At 68.2% G+C, this 21,617-nt stretch carries 18 protein-coding genes; 9 read left to right on the forward strand and 9 right to left on the reverse strand.

The window, feature by feature from the left end; all coding sequences use genetic code 11:
• Positions 1-350: 350 nt before the first annotated feature.
• The 3 genes from NQ036_RS11040 to NQ036_RS11050 are packed head-to-tail and all read left to right on the forward strand — an operon-like array spanning position 351 to position 3,292.
• Positions 351-1,160 (forward strand): amino acid ABC transporter ATP-binding protein, encoded by an 810-nt coding sequence (locus NQ036_RS11040; RefSeq protein WP_306427835.1) that lies wholly within the window; start codon positions 351-353, stop codon positions 1,158-1,160.
• On the forward strand, positions 1,157-2,161 hold the full coding sequence (locus tag NQ036_RS11045; RefSeq protein ID WP_257058961.1) for a hypothetical protein: 1,005 nt from the start codon (positions 1,157-1,159) through the stop codon (positions 2,159-2,161). The genes NQ036_RS11040 and NQ036_RS11045 overlap by 4 nt, the downstream gene beginning before the upstream one ends.
• 48 nt (positions 2,162-2,209) lie before the next feature.
• Entirely contained in the window at positions 2,210-3,292 is a 1,083-nt protein-coding gene (locus NQ036_RS11050) for a LacI family DNA-binding transcriptional regulator (RefSeq protein WP_257058962.1), read from the forward strand.
• A gap of 79 nt (positions 3,293-3,371) precedes the next feature.
• Here the strand turns inward: NQ036_RS11050 and NQ036_RS11055 are convergent, their stop codons facing one another.
• From NQ036_RS11055 to NQ036_RS11075, 5 genes are all read right to left on the reverse strand, one after another.
• Complete coding sequence (locus NQ036_RS11055; protein WP_257058965.1) at positions 3,372-3,716, reverse strand: SHOCT domain-containing protein; 345 nt, start codon at positions 3,714-3,716, stop codon at positions 3,372-3,374.
• Positions 3,717-3,854: 138 nt separating this feature from the next.
• Positions 3,855-4,532 (reverse strand): response regulator transcription factor, encoded by a 678-nt coding sequence (locus NQ036_RS11060; RefSeq protein ID WP_257058967.1) that lies wholly within the window; start codon positions 4,530-4,532, stop codon positions 3,855-3,857.
• The gene (locus NQ036_RS11065; RefSeq protein WP_257058970.1) at positions 4,529-5,899 is read right to left on the reverse strand and encodes a sensor histidine kinase; all 1,371 of its coding nucleotides are present in this window, start codon (positions 5,897-5,899) and stop codon (positions 4,529-4,531) included. The genes NQ036_RS11060 and NQ036_RS11065 overlap by 4 nt, the downstream gene beginning before the upstream one ends.
• 140 nt (positions 5,900-6,039) lie before the next feature.
• Complete coding sequence (locus tag NQ036_RS11070) at positions 6,040-7,533, reverse strand: cytosine permease (RefSeq protein WP_257058973.1); 1,494 nt, start codon at positions 7,531-7,533, stop codon at positions 6,040-6,042.
• Between the two features lie 166 nt (positions 7,534-7,699).
• Entirely contained in the window at positions 7,700-8,566 is an 867-nt protein-coding gene (locus NQ036_RS11075) for a LysR family transcriptional regulator (RefSeq protein WP_257058976.1), read from the reverse strand.
• Between the two features lie 141 nt (positions 8,567-8,707).
• Here NQ036_RS11075 and NQ036_RS11080 point away from each other — a divergent pair, with 141 nt between their 5' ends.
• The 3 genes from NQ036_RS11080 to NQ036_RS15835 all read left to right on the forward strand — a co-directional run bounded on the left by NQ036_RS11080 (position 8,708) and on the right by NQ036_RS15835 (position 13,415).
• The gene (locus NQ036_RS11080) at positions 8,708-9,904 is read left to right on the forward strand and encodes an FAD-binding oxidoreductase (protein WP_257058979.1); all 1,197 of its coding nucleotides are present in this window, start codon (positions 8,708-8,710) and stop codon (positions 9,902-9,904) included.
• Between the two features lie 110 nt (positions 9,905-10,014).
• Entirely contained in the window at positions 10,015-11,595 is a 1,581-nt protein-coding gene (locus tag NQ036_RS11085; protein WP_257058982.1) for an aldehyde dehydrogenase family protein, read from the forward strand.
• Entirely contained in the window at positions 11,592-13,415 is a 1,824-nt protein-coding gene (locus NQ036_RS15835; RefSeq protein WP_257058984.1) for a thiamine pyrophosphate-dependent enzyme, read from the forward strand. Before NQ036_RS11085 ends, NQ036_RS15835 begins: the two co-directional genes overlap by 4 nt.
• A gap of 28 nt (positions 13,416-13,443) precedes the next feature.
• Here NQ036_RS15835 and NQ036_RS11095 read toward each other — a convergent pair whose 3' ends face one another.
• Together NQ036_RS11095 and NQ036_RS11100 are read right to left on the reverse strand one after the other, a co-directional pair.
• The gene (locus NQ036_RS11095) at positions 13,444-14,970 is read right to left on the reverse strand and encodes an amino acid permease (RefSeq protein ID WP_257058987.1); all 1,527 of its coding nucleotides are present in this window, start codon (positions 14,968-14,970) and stop codon (positions 13,444-13,446) included.
• Between the two features lie 254 nt (positions 14,971-15,224).
• Complete coding sequence (locus NQ036_RS11100; protein ID WP_257058990.1) at positions 15,225-16,709, reverse strand: amino acid permease; 1,485 nt, start codon at positions 16,707-16,709, stop codon at positions 15,225-15,227.
• Positions 16,710-16,938: 229 nt separating this feature from the next.
• On the opposite strand from NQ036_RS11100, the gene NQ036_RS11105 reads away from it, so the two are divergent.
• Positions 16,939-17,784: an NmrA family NAD(P)-binding protein gene (locus NQ036_RS11105; protein ID WP_257058994.1), complete on the forward strand. Its 846-nt coding sequence runs from the start codon at positions 16,939-16,941 to the stop codon at positions 17,782-17,784.
• On the opposite strand, the gene NQ036_RS11110 is transcribed toward NQ036_RS11105, so the two are convergent.
• Positions 17,781-18,938 carry a ThiF family adenylyltransferase gene (locus NQ036_RS11110; RefSeq protein WP_257058997.1) on the reverse strand — a complete coding sequence of 386 codons (1,158 nt, stop codon included), beginning with the start codon at positions 18,936-18,938 and terminating at the stop codon, positions 17,781-17,783. The genes NQ036_RS11105 and NQ036_RS11110 overlap by 4 nt on opposite strands.
• Positions 18,928-19,989 carry a molybdenum cofactor biosynthesis protein MoaE gene (locus NQ036_RS11115; RefSeq protein ID WP_257059001.1) on the reverse strand — a complete coding sequence of 354 codons (1,062 nt, stop codon included), beginning with the start codon at positions 19,987-19,989 and terminating at the stop codon, positions 18,928-18,930. Before NQ036_RS11115 ends, NQ036_RS11110 begins: the two co-directional genes overlap by 11 nt.
• Before the next feature lie 105 nt (positions 19,990-20,094).
• Here NQ036_RS11115 and moaA point away from each other — a divergent pair, with 105 nt between their 5' ends.
• On the forward strand, positions 20,095-21,225 hold the full coding sequence (gene moaA / locus NQ036_RS11120) for a GTP 3',8-cyclase MoaA (protein ID WP_257048994.1): 1,131 nt from the start codon (positions 20,095-20,097) through the stop codon (positions 21,223-21,225).
• Positions 21,226-21,247: 22 nt separating this feature from the next.
• The gene (locus tag NQ036_RS11125; protein WP_257048995.1) at positions 21,248-21,547 is read left to right on the forward strand and encodes a MoaD/ThiS family protein; all 300 of its coding nucleotides are present in this window, start codon (positions 21,248-21,250) and stop codon (positions 21,545-21,547) included.
• The last annotated feature ends 70 nt before the right edge of the window (positions 21,548-21,617 follow it).

Raw genomic sequence — 21,617 nt, forward strand, 5'->3', positions numbered from 1 at the left:
ACTTCGAAGGTGATCTTTCTTCTGCGGGAATTGAACTCTAGACAAGTCCTATTTTCCCAGGTCAGAGGTCACCTTCACCTATTCATCCACACCCCGGACACCCCACACCATGAAAAACCCAGGCTAGCGACGCCCGATTTGCTCTACAGCGCGCAGATGATTTACTCTCGCACGTATCAGACTATTCCCCTTCTCCTCGTAGCCACAGTCTGGTATCTGGTGCTTACAACGATCTTCACCATCGCGCAACAGCTGATAGAACGTCGCATACATGATCAGCCGATGCTCAATGTTCGGAGACTGAGGTTTAACCCGTTTGCTTCGAAGGGCCCGAAGAAGGTGATGGCGTAATGAATGAAAAAATCACTGCGGCCGGTGCCGTCAACTCGGCAGATATGGAATGGCCGCTGCTCAAGGCCGACGGGATCCATAAGAGATTCGGGAGCAACCATGTTCTGCGCGGGGTGTCGCTCGATGTGCACAAAGGCGAAGTGCAATGTGTGATTGGACCGTCCGGATCAGGCAAGAGCACCCTGTTACGGTGCCTCAACCTGTTGGAAAGACCCGACGCTGGCTACGTCTACCTAGACGGCGAACCGGTGGGATACTCATGGCGAGGCGATGATCTGAGTGAGATGAAATCGGCTCAGTTGGCACGTCAACGAGAACGCATGGGAATGGTGTTCCAGAGTTTCAACTTATTCGGACATTTGAGCGTGCTGGAGAACGTAACTCTGGCACCTCGTCTGATCAATGGCTCCAGAGGAACCGCGATCAACACAGAAGCCACGGAACTGCTGGCCTCAGTCGGTTTAGCCGATAAAGCGGGGTTCAAACCCGCACAGCTTTCCGGTGGTCAGCAACAGCGCGTCGCCATTGCCAGAGCTTTGGCGATGCATCCGGAAGTCATGCTTTTCGACGAGCCGACCTCGGCGCTCGATCCGGAATTGGTCGGCGATGTTCTGGAGGTCATGAAGAATCTGGCCGAGCAAGGGATGACGATGGTCATCGTCACCCACGAAATGGGCTTCGCGGCCGACGTTGCAGACAAGGTCGTCTTCATGGACGGGGGAATCATCGTGGAAGCCGGCACTCCCAGGGAGATTTTCAAGGACAGCACACATCCGCGCACCACTGAGTTCTTGGCTAGGGTGTTGTGAGTACGTCGAGCTCGTTCCGCCTGTATTCCGCTGCGGAGTGCATGAAAGCGGTTCCCGATTCCACCGGGGTCGAGCTGATGGGGTTGGCGGGGTGCATCACGAAACATGTGGGTGTCCTGCAATCGCAGTTCGGCGGTCGAGTGGAGAGGGCACTAGATCAGCCAGAAGCTCTCCTCTTCGGGCACATGGGCTTCGTCCCCGGCCTGGGAACCTGTGTGAAATCGGGTATGCAGGTAAACGACAATGCACGCATGGGGCTCGACCGGGTGCAAGCATCCGTAACGCTCTTCTCCGCACAGACGGGAGAACCTCGGGCGGTCCTCGACGGCGGTGCGGTAACGGTACTGCGAACAGCCGGGGCATTAATCGCCGGGGTGCGGAGCGTGCTGACCATTGCAGACCCCGTGGTGGCTGTGATCGGCTACGGTGCACAGGGCAGGCAAGTGGCGCGGCTAGCCGGTAGCGTGCTGGGGGCTTCAGAAGTTCGGATCTGGGCACCGTCAAGGCCGTCTGTCAACGATGGGGAAGTCTTGGCTGAAAGCAAGGCTGCGGCGTTGCAGGGAGCGGATGTCGTTGCCTGCTGCACCTCGAGTCGCAGCCCAGTGGTCGAATTGGGGGAGCTCGAAGCCTCAGGAGCGGGGGAAAGCACGATAATTGCCTCAATAAACTCCTTCGCCCCCGATCACAGCGAGATCGCTCCGGATATTGTGGCGGCATCCCGGTTGGTGATCACCGACATCGACGAAGTGGATTCCTTCGGCCCGGTCCACGGTGCCGGAAGCCTAGCAGGAAATCCACAATTCCTCCGTCTGGGCACGGACGTGCTTGGTGAGTACACAGAGGATTTCGGGCGAATGACCGGACCGAAGACGGTACTGATCGGCGGTGCAGGGACCCAGGACGCCCTGATGGCCTGGGCTATCGTAGACGGTGAAGCCGCAGTCATCGAGGCGGTGTCCCGCCTTGCCGGGGACGCCTGCGATCGGGCCGGAGCCGACTGACAGCAGTCGTAGCCGTTTTCAAACAGCGGGGTGGATGGAGGCCGTCGGATGAAGAATGTGACGCTCAAGGACGTTGCCGCCGCCGCCGGAGTCTCGCGTGCCAGTGCCGCGCGTGTACTGGGCGACTACGGATATGCCAGCGACACGGTGAGAAATGCTGTGCTACGGGCTGCGGAAGAACTCGAGTATGCGCCTTCGAAGTTGGCCAGAGCGATGCGCAACGGACGCACCCAGCTCTTGGGATTCATTTGCGCAGATATTTCCGATGGGCTCTTCTCCCAAGCCCTTGCCGGAATCTGCCGTGTTGCCGAGCCCGCAGGTTACCAGGTGGTGGTCTTCACCAGTTCGGATCAGCTCGGAGTGGAACGTGATGGGGTATCGGCACTGCTGTCCCATGGAGTGGAAGGCTTGATCGTGTCGCCGGTGATCGTTGAAGAGCGATCGCATTTGGCCGATGCCACTGTGCCGGTTGTCTATCTCGACCGTGCCCCAGAGGACGTGTCGGGGGTGGTATCCGACAATGTCGGAGCAGGAAGTCTGGCCGCGCAGCTACTGGTGAATGCTGGACACCGCAGAATCGGCATGACGGCTGCTGTCCAGACGGAAGAACCGATCGTCGTCACTCCAGGTGAAGTCCACCGGGGCGGGGGTGCGGAGCTGAGCGTCCATGGAGCCGATCGACCTTCTGTCCTACGTGTCAGGGGATTCGTCAAGACACTGCAGGAAAAAGGCGTGCGGGTCGAGGAGGACGACTTACTGCTGAGCCCGCATCGAAGTCCGGATGCGCAAGACCGGCTGACCGCTTGGCTACGGGGGCGCCGGGACCTCACTGCCATTGCGGCAGTGGACTCGTACCAGGCGCGCAGTCTTTATCGTGCGGTAGGCGAGCTCGGTATGTGTGTGCCGGAAGACCTGTCGATCGTCGTGTTCAGCGATGACGATTGGGTCGAATTCACCAGGGTCCCTCTGACGACGATTCAACTGGATGGGGTCGAAATGGGTGCCCGGGCCGCGGAAAAACTCCTTGCAGCACTTTCCGAGGAGAAGACGACGGATGCGACCGTCGACGTGATACCGGTTATCAGGCGAGCCGGGGCCAGCATTGCGCAAATGCCGGCCACAAGTCGGTAGCGTCCATGCTGACACTCACCTATTCCAGGCGAGTTCCGCCGCGGTTCTGCGGTATCGGAGTTCGCCCAGCCGGAGCCGGTCACGGTTTCCCGGGTGCGGCCTCGGCTCCGGAGGCGGTGTTGGCCCGCAGGACTTCGAGGCGCTCGCGGTACTCGACTTCGTCGATGTCGCCGCGGGCGAAGCGCTCGGCCAGGGTGCGCTGGGCCTGGAACAAGGGGCCGGCTTGCTGGGAGCGCAGCCTGCGCAGCGCCGCGGTGCGCCTGATGAGCAGCACCACGAGCACGACGATGGCGGCGATGAACAAGGCGGTGATGAACATGCCGATGAACGGGACGAACGGCGGAATGTGCGGGCCGAAACCTCCGCGCCCGTAGCCAGTCGGCCCGAAGCCGCCCGTTCCGGAGGTGGCGAGTGCGCTGAACATGATGATCTCCTCTGCGGTGGAGACCCCGGCAATGAGCGCGGGACCGATTCGTACCTCCATCCAAGCCCGGACCCGGCCATCGCACATCCGGCCGGGGGAGTGTTCCTCCCTGCTCCCAGAGGATTACTCCGGCCGAGGCTACTGCCAGCCGGGCGCCACCAGGCCGGCCTCGTAGGCCGTGACCACCAGCTGGGCGCGGTCGCGAGCGCGCAGTTTCTGCATGATGCGGGAGACATGGGTCTTTGCGGTCAGCGGGGAGAGGACCAGCCGCCCGGCGATCTCGTCGTTCGTCAGGCCGTGGCCCACCAGCCGCAGCACCTCGCGTTCGCGCTCGGTCAGCCCGGCCAGCAGAGCGGTATCGGGCGTGGCGCGCAGGCCGGTGGCGGCCCGGTCCAGCAGCCGGCGCGTCACACCCGGCGAGAGTACAGCGTCCCCGGCGCAGGCGGCGCGGACGGCCCGGATGAGATCGGCCGGTTCCGTGTCCTTGACCAGGAAGCCCGCGGCACCGGCCCGGATCGCGCGGACCACGTACTCGTCGAGTTCGAAGGTCGTCACGATCACCACGTGCAGTCCGTCCAAGGCGGGATCTGCGGCGATCTGCTCAGTGGCCCACAGGCCGTCGCCCTCGGGCATCCGGATGTCGACGAGGACCACGTCTACGGGTGCGCCCCGGTCCGCGGCATCCCGCAGGGCGGCCAGGAGCTCATGCCCGCCGGCGGCCTCGGCGACCACCTCGATGTCCTCTTCGGCGTCGAGCAGGGCGCGGAAGCCCGCGCGCACCAACTGGTGGTCATCGGCCAGGGCCACGCGGATCATATCGGCTTCTCCTCATCCATTCGGTCTGCAGCCGGATTCGCAGCCCGGCCTGCAGTCGGGTCCTGCGTCCAGGGCAGGCGCGCTGTGATGCGGGTGCCGCGACCCGCGGCGCCCGAGGCGATGTCCAGGGTGCCGCCTGCCAGTTCGGCGCGCTCGCGCATACTGCGCAGGCCGCCGCCGGAGGGAGCGTGCCGGGCGCTGGTCGGCCCGCCACTCGCGGAGCCACCCTGGCTTGCAGTCCCGCCCTGTTCCACCGGCCCGCCCTGTTCCGCAGGCACGCCGGGCCCGACGCCGTCGTCCTCGATCAGCACGACGAGTCGGTCCCCGTCTCGCTCCAGACGGACCAGTGCGCGGTCCGCGGCTGAGTGCCGCAGGACGTTCGTCAGGGCCTCGCGCACGATCCGCACGGCCGTCGCCTGAATGGGGCCGGCGGGCGGGGTCCGGCCCGCCCCGCTCGTCCGGACCTCCCCGTTCATCCGTCCGGCCCCGCTCGTCCGGTCCGGAATCGCAATCCGGTCGTCGAAGACGATGTCCAGGCCCAGGGAGCGGTGCGCGGAAATGAGTTCGGGCAGCTCGGCGAGCTGGGGCGCGGGGCTCAGCGGGGCATCCTCGCCGCGCAGTGCAGCCAACACGCCACGGGCCTCGGCCAGGCCAGAGCCGGCGAGTCGTCGGATATTGCTCAGGGCCTCGCGCGCCTGTGCAGGGTCGCGGTCGAACAGGTGCAGCCCCATGCCCGACTGCACGGAGATCTGGCTGAGCGAATGGGACAGCACGTCGTGGAGTTCGCGGGCGATGGCCGCGCGTTCGGCCTGCTCCGCGGCCCTGGCGCGCTCGGCGAGTTCCTGTGTGCGGCGGGCGGCGCGGGCCGTCTTGGTCCGGATCGTCACACCGATGCCGGTGCACACGGCCAGGGCCACGGTGCCCGCGATGATGCGCGGGCCCGCGTGCTGTGGTGCGAGGAATTCTACCAGTGTGACGCCGGCCAGCCAGGCCGCCCCGGCCGAGGCCACAGCCCAGACGGGCGCGGCCCACACGAGGGCAGCGATCAGGGCGAAACCGAGCGCGAGCGGGGGCGGACCGAGCTGGGGCGGGATGAACAGCATGGCCAGGGACAGCCCGGCGACCACCGCGACGGTGGGACCCGGCCGGCGGGCCGCGGCGAGCAGGGTCAGGGCGGAAGCCGCGGCGAGCACGACCTTGAGGACGATCCAGGCCGTGGACTGGCCGTGCAGCACGCCCAGGGCGATGGTGGGCGGGGTCTGCACGAGCAGGGCGATGGCGGCTGCGGCCACGAGGAACGCGGGCAGATGACGGGTGGGGCCCTCCGGCCCGCCGGTGTGTCGATCCCCGTCCCGATCCCCGTGCATGGGCCGAGTCTACGCGGCGGAATCAGTGCCGGGCGTCGTCCGGGAGGAGGCCGTCCGGGTACTCCCGGGGGATGAGGAATGGGGAGACCACACCGGTGTCTCATCCCCACAGGCCGTGGGCCGAGCACCCGGACGAGCGCTCAAAGGGAGACCGCTCGCCCCTCATCGTGCTCCGGGAAGATCGTCGCGGGCGGTGCGACATTGATCCTGCGGGCCCAAGGAATGTAGATGAGGGCCGTGACGACCAGCCCGAGGATCCAGGAAACGTCTGCGCCGCCGATCAGCTCGACCATCGGACCCGTGTACAGGGTCTGGTCCAGGAATGGAATCTGAATGGCGACGCCGATGACGTAGCTGGTCAGCGCCGCCGCGTTCCAGCTGCCGTAGCGTCCCTTCCGTGTATAGAGCGCGGGGATGTCGAAACGGTCCTTGGACACCAGGTAGTAGTCCGCGAGGTTGATGATCGACCACGGGGTGAACACCATGAGCAGGAGCAGGACGAAGTTCTTGAAGAAGCCCAGGAACTCTGCGGATGCGGCCAGGGCCACGATCACGGTGAGTGCGACGATGGTGCAGACGAAAACCGCTCGGGTCGCCTTGGTGACCGCGGCGCGGTGGTTCCACGAGGTGGCGATTGTCAGAGTGCACATGAAGGCGCCGTAGGCGTTGAGGGTGTTGACCGTCAGCTTGCTCATCAGGATGACGATGAACATGAGCAGGGCGAGCACTCCGCCGCCGGCCAGCTCGCCGATGAACCCGACCTGGTTGGACAGGAACAGTTCGCCCGCGGCGGTGGCGATGATGACGCCCAGGATCATCGACCACTGCGAGCCGACGACCGATCCGAGGAACGTCCAGCCGAATGTTGTGGACTGCTTGGTGGAACTGGGGAGGTAGCGCGAATAGTCGGCGACATAGGGTCCGTAGGTCATCTGCCACCCGGCCGCCAGTCCCACCACCGAAAGGAAGGTCGGGAATGAGAAGGTGGTGTCACCGAAGACGGCGCCCAGGTCCACCTGGGTGATCACGCAGATGGACAGGTAGACGAACCCGATGAAGCCGGTAATCGTGCTGATCCGGCCCAGCACATGGATGTACCGGTACCCCAGGAGCGCGACCGCCGCGGTGAGGACGCCGAATATCACGATGCCGACCCACGGCGTCTCCACTCGCAGGATCCCGTTGACCGCCTGTCCGGAGAGCACTGCGCCGGTGGAGGCGAACCCGATATACATGAGGACGACGAGGACCAAGGGGACGACCGCGCCGATCACACCGAACTGTGCGCGGGAGGAGATCATCTGCGGCAAGCCGAGTTTGGGGCCCTGCGCGGAGTGCAGTGCCATGATCACCCCGCCGATGATATTGCCGATGAGCAGGGCGATGATCGCCCAGAGGGCGCCGGACTTGAAGGCGGTGACGGCGAGCGCCCCGTCGACGATGGCGGTGATCTGCGTGTTCGATCCGAACCACAGGGTGAATTGGGAGAACGGCCTGCCATGTCGTTCGCGTTCCGGGACCCAGTCGATGGTGCGGGCCTCCACCAGGCTCTGAGCGCCTTCTTCGACGGCATAGTGCAGATCCCGGGGATCCGGGTCCAGTCTCTTGTGCGGGTGTTCGGGTTCGGTCGCCATAGGGGTTCTCCTGGTCTTGTCCGAGTGGGGCGCTAGCCATGTTCTCAAACGTGACCGGTGACACAAGCGTGTCGGGAGGTGAAAGCGTCCGACATCCCGGACTGCGGGGCCCGTGCCGCGATCCGGCCGATACCCCGACGCGCACAGTCGGCCCGCCGCCTATCCCCTACCCGAAGGTCTCCTGCAGGGCCTCGAGTAGGACCTCGGTCGCCGCCCCGTCCTCGACCTCGGCGCGGACCATCGCCACGATCGTGCGCGCACCGCACTCGGTGCCCGGCACCACGGTGGCCACGCCCGGCGCCAGGGCCAGCATCGTGGGGGTGGCCAGGGTCAGGCCCACCCCGGCGCCGGCCATGGCCAGGGATACCGCGGTGTCCGTGACGATGTGCCGCTCCACCGGGGCGAAACCCAGGTCCGCGCAGGCGAAGCGCAGGGCTCGGCCGAAGGACGAGTCGTTCGGCGGCAGGATCCACGGGGCCGTGTGCAGATCGGCGGGCAGCCCGCCGCGCATGCCGTAGACCATGAAGGTCTCGTGGCGCAGGGGCACCATCCGCGCTCCGCGCAGTGGTGCCAGGGGCGCGGCGGGGTAGTCGATGCCGATGCCCACGTCGATGCGCCCCTCGATCACGGCCTGCTGCATGTGTTCGACGTCGACCTCGTGCGCGCGCACCTGTACCCCGGTGTCGGCCAGGCGTTCGAGCACCGGTCCGATCGCCACGAGCGAGGCGGAGCCGAACACGCCCAGCGTCAGCGTCTGGACGAACTCGGCCTGGGCCCCGCGCAGCGCTTCGGCGGCCTGGGCCTCTGCGGCCAGGATCCGCCTGGCCCGCGGCAGCAGGGCGCGTCCGGCCGGGGTCAGTTCGACCGTGCGGCCGGCCGGGCGCAGCAGGGTGGCGCGGGTGGCCCGTTGGAGGGCGGAGATGTGCTGGCTGACCGCCCCGGTGGTATAGCCCAGTTCGCGGGCGGCACGGGTCATAGTGCCGTGGTCGGCGATTGCGACGAAGGCGCGCAGCTGTGTCAGGGTCCAGTTCATATGGGGCTCATTATCCAGTAGACCTAAACGGAACATTCAAATCCTATCGATAGACCTAATGGTTTCTACCGGTGAGACTGTTGGAAAGTGATACGCAACACAGATCCAAAACACTGAGTCACGCCACAGAAAGGTGGTGTCATGTCCACTCCCACAGCACCCGCCCGACCCACTCCGGCTGCCCGCCCTGCACCGGCGAATGCGACCGTCGTCATCGTCGGCGGCGGCATCATGGGCGTGGCCAGCGCCTATGAGCTGGCCCGCGCAGGGGTCACCGACATCGTCGTGATCGAGCGCAACGAACTGGGCTCGGGCTCCACTTGCCGCGCCGCCGGCGGTCTGCGCAGCCAGTTCTCCGACGCCGTCAACATCGCCCTGGGCGCCCGCAGTCTGGAGACCTTCCGCCGGTTCAAGGACCTGTTCGACCAGGACATCGACTTCGTGGGCAGCGGCTACCTGTTCCTGCTCGACGGCGCCGAGGACGCGGCGGCCTTCGAGGACAATGTCGCCGTGCAGCGGGGCATGGGACAGAACTCACGGATGCTGACCGTCGCCCAGGCCGCCGAACTGTGCCCCGTCATCTCCACCACCGGCCTGGTCGGGGCGGCCTTCAACCCCGATGACGCCCACTGCACCCCCGAGTCCGCAGTGGCCGGCTATGCCCGCGCCGCCCGCCGACTGGGCGTGACGATCCTGACGGGGACCTCGGTCACGGGGATCACGGTGGAATCCGGGGCCGTCACCGGAGTGGACACGTCCGCCGGGCCGATCGCCACCGGCACCGTGGTGTGCGCCGCCGGCGCCTGGTCGCAGCAGGTGGGCGCGCTGGCCGGAGTGGACCTGCCGGTCACCCCGCTGCGCCGCCAGATCGTGGTGAGCGAGCCGATCAGCGCCTTCGATGCGCGCAGGCTGCCCTTCACCATCGACTTCTCCACCTCGTTCTACTTCCACTCGGAGGGCTCGGGCCTGCTGTTCGGTGCGCCAGAGGCCGGGGACGTCAATGCCTTCGACACCCGCCGCGACCCCGCTTGGCTGGACCACCTGGGCGAACTCATGGAACGGCGCGCGCCGGCCCTGACCGATGTTGGACTGGGGCGCGGCTGGGCCGGCCTCTACGAGTGCACGCCCGACCACAATGCGCTCATCGGCGTGGCCGAGGAGGTCGCCGGTTTCATCTACGCCTGCGGCTTCTCCGGCCACGGCTTCCTGCAGGGCCCGGCGGTGGGCGAGGTGGTGCGCGACCTGTACCTGGGCACCACCCCCTTCGTCGATGTCTCCGGCATGTCCGTGCAGCGCTTCGCAACCCAATCCACCCGAACCGAACTGAACTTCGTCTAACCCATCGTCAACCCCGTCCACTACTTACCGAAATGTCGAATTCCGGGCGAAAATCCCGATATATCAACATTTCGCCAAGTAGTGGACGGGGAGGAGAGAAAGGAAACACCATGACGTCATCCCTTCCCACACGCGAGGACGTGCTCGCCCTGGCACAGGCCGGGCTGACCGGCTGCGGGCTCGACTTCGAGGCCCTGCTGGGCGCGGATTCCGGCACCGCTGCCGGCGCTTCCGCTTCTGCGGATTCCGGCACGGCCCCCACCATCCCCGCGCGCTCGCCGCTGACCGGCGATGTGCTCGGCCGGCTGGCCGCCGACACCCCGGACACGGCCTCGGCGAAACTGGACCGGGCCCGCGCGGCCTTCGAGACCTGGCGCGATGTGCCGGCCCCCGTGCGCGGCAAGGTGGTGCAGCGCTGGGGCGAGCTGTTGCGCGAGCACAAGGTGGATCTGGGCAAGCTGGTCACCGTGGAGGCCGGCAAGACCCCCTCGGAGGCCGAGGGTGAGGTCCAGGAGATGATCGACATCTGCGAGTTGGCCCTGGGCCAGTCGCGCCAGCTCTTCGGCAAGACCCTGGCCAGCGAGCGCCCCGGCCACCGGCTGATGGAGACCTGGCATCCGCTGGGCGTGGTCGGCATCATCTCGGCGTTCAACTTCCCGGTGGCACCCTATGCATGGAACACGGCCCTGGCCATCGTGTGCGGAGATCCCGTCGTCTGGAAGCCCTCGGAGGTTGCGACGCTGTCCGCGGTGGCCGCCACGGCTCTGCTGACGCGTGCCGCTGCGGAACTCGGGGCGCCCGCGGACCTGGCACAGGTGCTCGTGGGCGACCGCACTGTCGGCCAGGTGCTGGTCGACGACGCCAGGGTGGACCTGGTGTCGGCCACCGGTTCGGTCCGGATGGGCAGGGAGATCGGTCCGGCCGTGGCGCGCCGGTTCGGCCAGTCCCTGCTGGAACTCGGCGGTAACAACGCCGCGATCGTGGCTCCCAGCGCGGATCAGGACCTGGCGATCCGCGGTTCGGTGTTCGCCGCCGCCGGCACCGCCGGCCAGCGCTGCACCACGCTGCGCCGGTTGATCGTGCACTCGTCGATCGCCGAGGACTTCACGGCTGCTCTGGTCGCGGCCTATGACACCCTGGCGATCGGATCGCCCACGACTCCCGGTGTGCTGGTGGGCCCGCTGATCTCGAAGCCTGCCTATGAGGCGATGCAGGCGGCCCTGGCCGCCGCCGTCGAGCAGGGCGGCCAGGTGCTCACCGGGGGTGAGCGGGTGCTGGTCGAGCAGGCCCCCGACGCCTACTACGTGAAGCCCGCCGTGGTGAAGATGCCGGCTCAGACGCAGATCGTCACGGAGGAGACCTTCGCCCCGATCCTTTACGTGATGGAGTACGAGGACTTCGATGCCGCGATCGCGATGAACAACGCGGTGCCGCAGGGCCTGTCCTCGGCGGTGTTCACCACCGAGCTCAAGGAGGCCGAGCGCTTCATCGCGCGCAGTGACGCCGGGATCGCCAACGTCAACATCGGGACCTCGGGCGCGGAGATCGGCGGGGCCTTCGGCGGGAACAAGGAGACCGGTTGGGGTCGCGAATCCGGCACGGACTCCTGGCACGCATACATGCGGCAGGCGACGAACACCGTCAACTACTCCGATGAGCTGCCGCTGGCCCAGGGAGTCGAGTTCCTGTGACGCACGGTGAGGCCTGGGTGAGCGAGGCCCCGACCGGGGCGGGTGCGCCCACGGCGGCCGAGGCCTCGGCCGTCGACGCTGCGGTCGCACCCGACCCGGCTGCACCCGGTTCGGCTTCCCCCACCGCTGCCGAGCGCTCGGCCGGGCACGCGATCGTCGAGCAGCTGCTGGCCTTCGGCATCGAGCGCGTGTTCGCCGTGCCCGGCGAGAGCTATCTGGACGTGCTCGACGGGCTGTACGAGCACCGCGAGTCCATCGACCTGGTGATCACCCGCCAGGAAGGGGGCGCTGCGATGATGGCGGCGGCCCACGGGCAGCTCACGGGAAGCCCGGGGATCTGCATGGTCACGCGCGGGCCCGGCGCCACGAACGCCTCGATCGGGGTGCATGTGGCGGGTCAGGACGCCAGCCCCATGGTGCTGTTCATCGGCCAGGTGCCCACGGCCGTCAACGGCCGGCGGGCCTTCCAGGAGGTTGACTACCGGCTCATGTTCGCAGGGCTGGCCAAGGAGGTCGTGGTCATCGACCGCCCGGAGCGGGCCCCGGAGCTCACCGCCTACGCCCTGACCCTGGCGGTTTCGGGGGAGCCGGGCCCGGTGGTGGTCGTGCTGCCAGAGGACACCCTGGTCGAACCGACCAGCGCGCCCGTGGTGCCCCGCCTGCCGCGCCCCGATCCGCAGCCGGCCATCCACGAGTTGGAGCGCGCAGCGGCCCTGTTGGCACAGGCCCACCGGCCCCTGGTGATCGCCGGTTCGGACCATTGGGATGTCGGGACGGCGCGCCTGCTGGCCGAGTTCGGCGAGTCCTCCGGCATCCCGGTGGCCACCGTGGTGCGCCGTCAGCACGCGCTCGACAACGACTCGGAAGCCTATGTGGGCACCCTGGGCCTGAACACCACGGCGGGCCTGGACGCCCTGATCCAGCGGGCGGACGTGGTGTTGCTGCTGGGCGCCAGGCCCGATGGCCTGTCGATGGCGAATGCTGATCTGCTGTTCGCCTCCGACCCGGGCAGGCGGTTCATCCACGTCTACCCGTCATCCGATGTGATCGGCCGGATCTACCCTGCACATGTTGGTGTTGTGGCGAAGCCGGGCGCGTTCCTCGAGGGCCTGGCGAACCTGGCAGCGGATCCGGCGGCGGCAGTGCCCGAGGCCGCCGGCGGGCAGGCGCCCGGTGAGCAGACGCCGGGTGGCGCAGTGCCCGAGGCCGCGGCCTCGGCGGCGGAGCGGGCTGCATGGCTGGCCGAACTGCGCGCGAACTACCTGGCGGTCTCCCGCCCGGACCCGGCGGCCCCGGAGACGCCGGCCGCAGCGGTCTACATGGACGTGTTCAATCGGCACTTCGACGCCGACACTGTGATGACCGTGGGGGCCGGTGACTACGCCGCCTTCCCCCAGCGCTACCACCGGTACCGTGCCTATCCCAGCCAGGTGGCCAGTCAGTCGGGGTCCATGGGCTTCGGCGTGCCGGCCGCCACCGCGGCGGCACTGGCCCTGCCAGGGCGGCAGGTGGTGTGCTTCGCCGGCGATGGCTGCCTGCTGATGAACGGGCAGGAACTGGCGACGATCGCGCGCTACGGGCTCAACGTGCTGGTGGTGCTGGTGAACAACTCGCGCTTCGGCACGATCCGCCGGCACCAGGACGGGCGGTATCCGGGCCGGGTGTCCGGCACGGATCTGGTCAACCCGGACTTCATCGCCTATGCCGGGTCCTTCGGCGCGCGCACCGCCAGGGTGGGCACGCCCGAGGAGTTCGACGCGGCGCTGGCCGAATTGGCCACCGTCCCCGGCCTGCGCTTCGTGGAGGTCGTCACCGCCTGAGGTGATGCGCAGGCCGGGGCGGGCCGGCTCAGTCCGGCAGGCCCTGCTCCCGGCGCACGTCCATCGCCGGACGGGTGTCGACTCCGCGCTTGGCCAGGGTGGACTTGACCGCAGGCCACAGGGCGAACAGTGCTGCGGTCAGGATCAGGCTGGTCCACACCTGGACGCGGGTGCCGCCGTCATTCGGATCGATGATCATGATGACGACGATGACCAGCACCAGCGCGATCACCAGGATGTTCAGGTACGGGGTGAGCCAGGAGCGGATCTTCAAGCCCTTGCGCTGTTCGGGTGTGAGCTTCAGGCGCATCCGCCACTGCGCCAGGGCGATGAACACGTAGATGAACAGGGCGACCAGACCGCCGGAGTTCATGATGAAGTCGAAGATCACGGTACCCTTGTCGCCGGCGTAGTTCGCGATGATCGCGATGAGCGCCGCCACACAGGAGGCGAACAGGGCCACCACCGGGGTGCCGTAGCGCGAGCGCTTGGCCACGAACCTCGGGGCGAAGCCCTTGTCGGCCAGAGCGGCCATCATCCGCGGGGCCGAATACAGACCCGAGTTCAACACGGAGATGACGGCCGTGAACAGGACGATCTCCATAATCGTCGAGGCCCCCGGCAGGCCGAACATGCCGAAGATGTAGGCGAACGGCGCGGTGATGGAGGGATCGGGCAGTTCGTTCCACGGCACGGCCATGACGATGATGAGCACGCCGCCGACGAAGAACAGCAGGATACGCCAGATGACGGTCTTCGTCGCCTGGTTGATACCGCGGGCGGGGTCGACGGATTCGGCCGAGGCCATCACGGCGATCTCGGTGCCGAAGTAGCTGAAGATGACGGTGGCGATCGCGATGAAGATCGCGGGCACGCCCATCGGGGCGAAACCGTCATGGGCCCACAGATTGGAGATGCCGGGATCGTGGTCTGCGGCGGTGGGCCACAGGTGCAGGACGAACAGGGCGCCGACGACCAAGAATACGATGATCGTGACGACCTTGATGCTGGCCAGCCAGAACTCGATCTCGCCGAAGATCCGCACCGAGAACAGATTGGTCATGATGAACACGGCCACCAGCAGGATCGACCACGCCCAGGTGGGGACCGCGGGGAACCAGCCGTTGAGCAGCCCGCCGCCGATCACCGCCTCGTAGGCGATGATGCCGGCCCAGTAATACCAGTACAGCCAACCGGTCAGGTAGGAGGCGTAGCCGCCCATGGACTCATTCGCGTACTCCATGAAGGAGCCGACGGCGGGCTTGCGGGCGGCCATCTCGCCGAGCATCCGCATGGCCAGGAAGACCAGGAGGCCGCCGATCAGATAGGCGATGATGGCCGCCGGGCCCACTGCGCGCACCACATTGCCAGAACCCACGAACAGGCTGGCGCCGATGATGCCGCCCAGGGTGATCATGGTGATGTGGCGGTTGGCCAGTTTTCCCTTGTCGCGCACGACGATATCGTCGATGCGCTCGCCGAGTTCGGCACCGCCGTCCTTACCGGTGCCCTGGTTGCGGGCATCGCCGTGCTGGGGTCTGTTTTCAGATTTCATCAAGAGTTTCCTGTATCGGTCTTTCTGTCGGGGGATACTGCGTCGTGCGGTCGCGCACGTGTGTGTCGTGCGGCAGAAGTGGCTCCAGGCATATGGAGTGTTCCAAAGCACAGGTCAGTCTACTGAATGTTTGTTTCAGAAAGAGTCGCCGGACACGGAAGTGGCCGAGGCCACACCCGGGTGGGTGTGGCCTCGGCCAGGGGTGCGGCGGCCGGTTCGCCCCGACCCGCGCGCGGCGGTCAGAGGGCGCTCGGCTACTTGCCGGCCGCCTCGGTTTCGGCACGGATGTCCATCGCCGGGCGGGTGTCGACCCCGCGCCGGTGCAGGGTCCGTGACACCAGTGGCCACAGCACGACCAGCACGGCGGTGGCCAGCAGACTGGTGAACACCTGGGCGCGGCCGCCCGGGGTGAGCAGCATGATGATGATGACGGCGATGACGGCGGCGAAGACCACGAGGTTGAGCCAGGGGACGAACGTGACCTTCAGGGGCAGCTCGGCGCGTTCGGCGGGGGAGAGCTTCATGCGCATGCGCAGCTGGGCCCAGGCGATGCAGACGTAGACGAACAGGGCGACCAGGCCGCCGGAGTTCATGATGAACGTGTAGATGTTCTCCGCTCCCGCGAAGTTCGCCACGATCGCGGCCAGCGCGCCCACGCACGACAGCAGAAGTGCGCCGATCGGGGCGCCGGACTTGGTGCGGCGGCCGATCCACTTGAAGGCGAAGCCCTTGTCCGACAGGCTGGCCAGCATGCGCGGGGCCGAATACAGCCCGGAGTTGAGCACGGAGATCGCCGCGGTGAACAGCACCAGGTTCATGATGAGTTTGGCCTGGGGCAGGCCCAGCATCTCGAAGACGTAGGCGAAGGGTGCGGCGACATCGGTGGGCGGCAGTTCGTTCCACGGCACGGCCATGACGATGATGAGCACGCCGCCGACGAAGAACAGCAGGATGCGCCAGACGACGGTGCGGGTGGCCAGTTTGATGCCGCGGGCGGGGTCGACGGACTCCGCTGCCGCCATGACGGCGATTTCGGTGCCGAAGTAGCTGAAGATGACGGTGGCGACCGCGACGATTGCGGTGCCGGCCCCCTCGGGCATGAAGCCGCCGTGGCTCCACAGATTGGAGATGGCCGGATCGTGGGCGCCCGAGGTGGGCCACAGGTGCAGGACGAACAGGGCGCCGGCGACGAGGAAGACGATGATGGTGATGACCTTGATGCTGGCCAGCCAGAATTCGATCTCGCCGAAGATGCGGACCGAGAACAGGTTGGTCAGCAGGAAGATGACGACCAGCAGCGAGGTCCAGGCCCAGCTGGGCACTGCGGGGAACCAGCCGAAGAGGGTGTTGCCGCCGACCACGGACTCATAGGCGATGATGCCGACCCAGAAGTACCAGTACAGCCAGCCGGACAGATAGGCGGCCCAGCCGCCCAGTGATTCGTCGGCGTACTCCATGAAGGAGCCGACGGCGGGCCGGCGGGCGGCCATTTCGCCGAGCATCTGCATGGTCAGCCAGACCAGCAGGCCGCCGATCAGATAGGAGATGATGGCGGCGGGGCCCACCGAGCGGATGACGTCGCCGGAGCCCACGAACAGGCTGGCGCCGATGATGCCGCCCAGCGTGATCATGGTGACGTGGCGGTTGGCCAGTTTGCCGCGGTCGCGTACGACGACCTCGTCAGTGGCGGGGGAATCGGGGGTGGCGCCCGCTGGGGCACCGGAATCCGAGGATTTCATAGCTTCCTTCACGACGGCTCGATGACGGCTCTTCGGGGCCGGAGTCCGCCATTGTGCAGTGTAAGCACGTAAAGGTTGGTGTGCATAGTTTTGAGGGCTGGGTCACTTGGCGGATAGGATCGCGGCGAGACGGATTGGCGGCGGCGAGGCGGGGCAAAGGAGCCCCGGCACAGCGCGGGAACGGCGCAGCGCGGGAACGCACAGCACAGAAGCGGAAGAGGAGTGGAGCATGGGTAGGGACCGAGGGACGATCGCGGTGATCGGCGGGCACGGCAAGACGGGTCGTGCGGTGATCGGCGGCCTGAAACGGCTGGATCAGGAGTCCGTGGCCGTGGGCAGGGCCCAGCTGGCGGACCCGGGCACAGCGCTGTCAGAGGCCGCGGCCATCTACCTCATCGCCCCGAATATGTGCGCCGACGAACCGGGATTCGTCGACACCTGGCTATCCGCCGCGGCCGAGGCCGGGGTCGAGCGGGTGGTCTACCATTCCGTGGCAGCCCCCTACGCCCCACAGATGCCGCACCACCTGCACAAGGCGATGAGCGAGGACCTGGTGCGCCGCAGCGGCCTGGACTGGACGATCCTGCAGCCGTGCGCCTATGCGGAGAACCTGCTGCCGGTCCTGCGCGAACCCCAGCCGCAGATCCGGATCGCCTACAGTCCGGACACACCCTTCGGGCTGATCGGCCTGGACGATGTGGGCGCGATCGCGGCCCGGGTGCTCCTGGAGTCCGGGCACACCGGCGCGAGCTACGAACTGGGCGGCCCGGAGCTGGTGACGGTGCGCCAGGTGGCGCGGATCGCCGAGGCGGCACTGGGCAGACCGGTCGATCTGCGGGTGGAGTCGGTCGACGACTGGGCAGCCGGCCCCGGCGCCGGACTCGAGGCCAGGGAGCGGGACTGGCTGGCGGCCATGTTCGCCTATTACGACGCCCACGGCCTACCCGTCGGAGGCAGGGTCGCGCAGATGCTCCTGGGACGTCGCCCCGAGTCCATGGAGCGGCTGCTGCGCCGTGCCCTGGTGCCCGAGGCCGAGGCGGCGGACCAGGGAGGCCGGCGGGAACGGGATTCCTAGGTGGACCGGGATTCCAGGGCGCGCCAGGCGCGCATCCCGCCGGTCACGTCGATGGGTTGCAGGCCGGGTGTCCCTCCCAGGAGGCGCACGGCGTGGGCCGACCTGGTGCCCGACTCGCAGTAGACATAGCACCGGCGCGGTGCGCCCGCGCCGGGTTCCCCGCCGAGTTCCATCAGGCGGGCCACGGCCCCGACGGGGTCCGCGGCGATGTCCTCGACCGGCAGGTTGACCGATCCCGGGATGGCGTCGGCGGCGTGTTCGGCCGGGGTGCGGACGTCGACCACCGGCACTGCCGTCCCCGTGGTGCCGGTCCCGGTAGCAGCCTCGGGCGCAGCGTGCCCCGTCCCTGCCAGGAGCCGGTGCAGTTCGCCCGCGCTCACCGCGGGGGCCAGGCCCTGGCCGATCTGGTCGGGGCCGGCCGGTCGGAGCGTCGATTCCCGGGCCGCGAGGTCGATGAACTCCCACTGCGCGGTGCGCATATCGTAGACGCCCACCCGGCCGCGCAGCACAGTGCCGATCCCGGTGATCAGCTTGATCGCCTCGGCGGCCAGGGCGGTGCCCATGATGCCGGGGAGTACGCCGAGGACCCCGGCCTGCACGCAGCTGGGCACCGACCCTGGCGCTGGAATCCGCGGGAAGAGATCACGGTAGGTGGGACCCGTGACCGGATCGAAGACGCTGAGCTGTCCGCCGTAGCCCAGGACCGCCGCCCACAGGTGGGGGATGCCCAGCAGGGTCGTGGCATCGGAGACGATATAGCGGGTGGCGAAGGAGTCGCTGCCGTCGATCACCAGGTCCCAGCCGTCCACGAGTTCCACCGCGTCGGCGGCGTCCAGTCTGCGGTCGATCGGCACGATCCGGACATCCGGGTTCAGGGCGCGCAGCGTGCGGGCGGCCGAATCGACCTTCTTCAGCCCCACATCCGCGGTGGTGTGCAGGGGCTGACGGTGCAGATTCGACAGTTCGACCCGATCGTCGTCGATCAACCCCAGCGTGCCGACGCCGGCGGTGGCCAGGTAGATCGCGGCGGGGGAGCCCAGGCCGCCGGCGCCGATGCACAGCACCCGGGCCCGCGCCAGAGCCTCCTGGCCGCGGGAGCCGAAGCCGGGCAGGCTGATCTGCCTGGCATAGCGGTCATCGGGCTCAGTGCCCATCGATGCCCACCCAGGTGTGCTCGCCGGTGGCATAGCTCTGGCGCTTCCAGATCGGCACCGTGGCCTTGACGGCATCGACGACCGCAGCGCAGCAGGCGAAGGCCTCGCCGCGGTGCGGGGCCGAAACCGCGACGACGATCGCGTCATCGCCGACGGCCAGCCGGCCGGTCCGGTGCGTGCAGTGGATCCGGGCCTCCGGGAAGTCCGCGGCGATCCGGGCCACGGTGCGCTGCATGATCGCGGCTGCATCCGGGTGGGCCGAATACTCCAGCCCGGTGACATCGGAGCGCCCGGAATCCGTATTGCGCACGGTGCCGACGAAGTCGACGGTGGCCCCCGCTCCGGCACGAGACACCGCGCGGCGGGCCGAGGCCGGGTCCAGTGGGAGCTCGCTGAGCCCGGTGACAACGGCCGGGACCGCTTCGGCTGTGCCGGCTGCTTCGGCTGTGCCGGGTGCACCGGTCGCATCGGGTGTCGCCGCGCCCGCGGCGGACTCCGCCGGGTCTCCGGCCGAGGGCGCGGCCTCGGCCGGGGCCTCGGGAGTGTGGGTGCGGATGTCGCGGACCTGGGCCAGCAGGTGCCCGAGCAGCGGGGAGAGGACCGCGATCGCATCGCGCGCCGCGCCGAGGGAGCCGGGCAGGTTGATGAGCACGGTGCTCCCGGCGATCCCCGCACGCCCGCGGGACAGTGCCGCCAGCGGAGTGGATTCCCGCCCTCCGGCCAGCAGTGCGTGCACGATCCCCGGCAGCTCGCGGTCGATGTAGCGGGCCGTCTGTTCGGGTGTCAGATCGTCCGGGGTGGCGCCGGTGCCGCCGGAGGTCAGGATCAGATCGGGCCGCGCGCCCGCCGGTGCGGACAGTCGTTCGCCCAGCAGGTGGCCCACGGGGGCGCCGTCGGCGACCACCAGGGGGCCGGTGACGGCGAAGCCGGCCTGTGCGAGCCAGTCGACCAACACGGGGCCCGACCGGTCCTGGGCCCTGCCATGGGCCGCCGAGGTGGAGGCGACGATGACGGTGGCGCGGGGCTGTGGGTCGAGGGTGACGTCGGTCATGGGGCCAAGACTATCCAACCGGGCGCCCGGGCGGACAACGCCGTCCGCCCAAGCGGGCGCGGCCGATGAATGGACTCCGCCGACGCGGTTGGTAACATCGGTCACATGTCTGTGGCGTTGGGAATGCCGATGGTCCGCGGCGAGGATACGGTCACGGTGGCGCGCAGGCGACTCGTGGAGCGCACGGAGGACTTCCCCGGAGGGCCGGGGCTGGCCGACCGGTTCGGCCGGATCGGCGAGGACCTGCGGATATCGGTGATCGACAAGTGCAATCTGCGCTGTGGCTACTGCATGCCCGCGGAGGGGATGCAATGGCTCCCGCGCGAGGACCTGCTCAGTGCCGCCGAGATCGTGCGGATCGTGCGCATCGGGGTCCGGCTGGGCGTGCGGGAACTGCGCCTGACCGGGGGCGAACCACTGGTGCGCCCCGATCTGGAGGAGATCATCGCCGGGGTGCACAGCGCACACCCCGAGCTGCCGATCTCCCTGACGACCAACGGGATAGGCCTGGACAAGCGCGCCGCCGGCCTGGTGCGCGCCGGCCTGCGGCGGATCAACGTGTCCCTCGACACCGTCGACCCGCAGGTGTTCGCCCGGATGACCCGCCGCGACCGGCTGCCGCGGGTGCTCGCCGGGATCGCCGCGGCGCGGGCCGCCGGGCTCGACCCGATCAAGGTCAACGCCGTGGTGCTGCACGGACAGAACGACCACACCGTGCTCGAACTCCTGGACTACTGCCTGGCCCACGGCCTGCAACTGCGCTTCATCGAGCAGATGCCCCTGGACGCCGACCACGGGTGGACGCGCGAGCGGATGGTCGACGCCGCCTGGCTGCGCACCACCCTGGCCCGGAAATACGTGCTGGAACCGGTGGCCGAACCGCGCGGGGGCGCTCCGGCCGAACTCTACGAGGTCCGCGCGGCGGACCCTGTGGCGCCCGGGAGGGCCGCCGTGCTGGGCCGGGTCGGGATGATCGCCTCGGTCACGGAGCCGTTCTGCGCTGCCTGCACGCGGACCCGGATCACCGCAGACGGGCGGGTCCGCTCCTGCCTGTTCTCCCGGGAGGAGTTCGATCTGGCCGGGCTGCTGCGCTCCGGGGCGGGCGACGCCCTCATCGCCGACACCTGGCAGCGCGCCATGTGGCTCAAGCCCCGCGCCCATGGAATGGACCATGCGGGTCTGGGCGATGCGGACTACGTCCAGCCGGAGCGCAGTATGAGCGCGATCGGGGGATGATGGTCCGGTGAGACTGGATGAGATGACACGGGATGCCCCCGGCGGGGCCGAGGCCCCTGTCCGGGTGCGGTACTTCGCCGCGGCCAGGGCGGCCGCCGGCCTGGCCGAGGAGACGGTGGGGCTGCGGGCCGGGGCGCTGGACGCCGCCGGGCTGCGCCGGGAGCTGGGACGGCGGCATCCGCAGCCGCCCGTCGGCGAACCCGCCCTGCACGAGGTGCTGGAACTGTCGAGCCTGCTGTGCGAGGGCCTGGTGCTCGAACCCGGCGACGAGGTCCCCGCAGGCGCGGTGGTCGATGTGCTCCCGCCCTTCGCCGGGGGCTGAGCAGGCCGCCGGTGGAAACACCCCGGTAACCCTTTGTCAGGTTTTGCCGGTGACTGTGTTTTCGGTTGGC

Origin of the sequence: Brevibacterium sp. 91QC2O2 (assembly GCF_024580695.1) — a bacterium.
Lineage (GTDB): Bacteria > Actinomycetota > Actinomycetes > Actinomycetales > Brevibacteriaceae > Brevibacterium > Brevibacterium moorei.

Excerpts from the sequence above, each read along its gene's own strand:
- NQ036_RS11040 (WP_306427835.1), top strand. The coding sequence starts at position 351 with ATGAATGAAAAAATCACTGCGGCCGGTGCCGTCAACTCGGCAGATATG.
- NQ036_RS11050 (WP_257058962.1), top strand. The coding sequence starts at position 2,210 with ATGAAGAATGTGACGCTCAAGGACGTTGCCGCCGCCGCCGGAGTCTCG.
- NQ036_RS11055 (WP_257058965.1), bottom strand. The coding sequence starts at position 3,716 with ATGTTCAGCGCACTCGCCACCTCCGGAACGGGCGGCTTCGGGCCGACT.
- NQ036_RS11060 (WP_257058967.1), bottom strand. The coding sequence starts at position 4,532 with ATGATCCGCGTGGCCCTGGCCGATGACCACCAGTTGGTGCGCGCGGGC.
- NQ036_RS11065 (WP_257058970.1), bottom strand. The coding sequence starts at position 5,899 with ATGCACGGGGATCGGGACGGGGATCGACACACCGGCGGGCCGGAGGGC.
- NQ036_RS11070 (WP_257058973.1), bottom strand. The coding sequence starts at position 7,533 with ATGGCGACCGAACCCGAACACCCGCACAAGAGACTGGACCCGGATCCC.
- NQ036_RS11075 (WP_257058976.1), bottom strand. The coding sequence starts at position 8,566 with ATGAACTGGACCCTGACACAGCTGCGCGCCTTCGTCGCAATCGCCGAC.
- NQ036_RS11080 (WP_257058979.1), top strand. The coding sequence starts at position 8,708 with ATGTCCACTCCCACAGCACCCGCCCGACCCACTCCGGCTGCCCGCCCT.
- NQ036_RS11085 (WP_257058982.1), top strand. The coding sequence starts at position 10,015 with ATGACGTCATCCCTTCCCACACGCGAGGACGTGCTCGCCCTGGCACAG.
- NQ036_RS11095 (WP_257058987.1), bottom strand. The coding sequence starts at position 14,970 with ATGAAATCTGAAAACAGACCCCAGCACGGCGATGCCCGCAACCAGGGC.
- NQ036_RS11100 (WP_257058990.1), bottom strand. The coding sequence starts at position 16,709 with ATGAAATCCTCGGATTCCGGTGCCCCAGCGGGCGCCACCCCCGATTCC.
- NQ036_RS11105 (WP_257058994.1), top strand. The coding sequence starts at position 16,939 with ATGGGTAGGGACCGAGGGACGATCGCGGTGATCGGCGGGCACGGCAAG.
- NQ036_RS11110 (WP_257058997.1), bottom strand. The coding sequence starts at position 18,938 with ATGGGCACTGAGCCCGATGACCGCTATGCCAGGCAGATCAGCCTGCCC.
- NQ036_RS11115 (WP_257059001.1), bottom strand. The coding sequence starts at position 19,989 with ATGACCGACGTCACCCTCGACCCACAGCCCCGCGCCACCGTCATCGTC.
- moaA (WP_257048994.1), top strand. The coding sequence starts at position 20,095 with ATGTCTGTGGCGTTGGGAATGCCGATGGTCCGCGGCGAGGATACGGTC.
- NQ036_RS11125 (WP_257048995.1), top strand. The coding sequence starts at position 21,248 with ATGACACGGGATGCCCCCGGCGGGGCCGAGGCCCCTGTCCGGGTGCGG.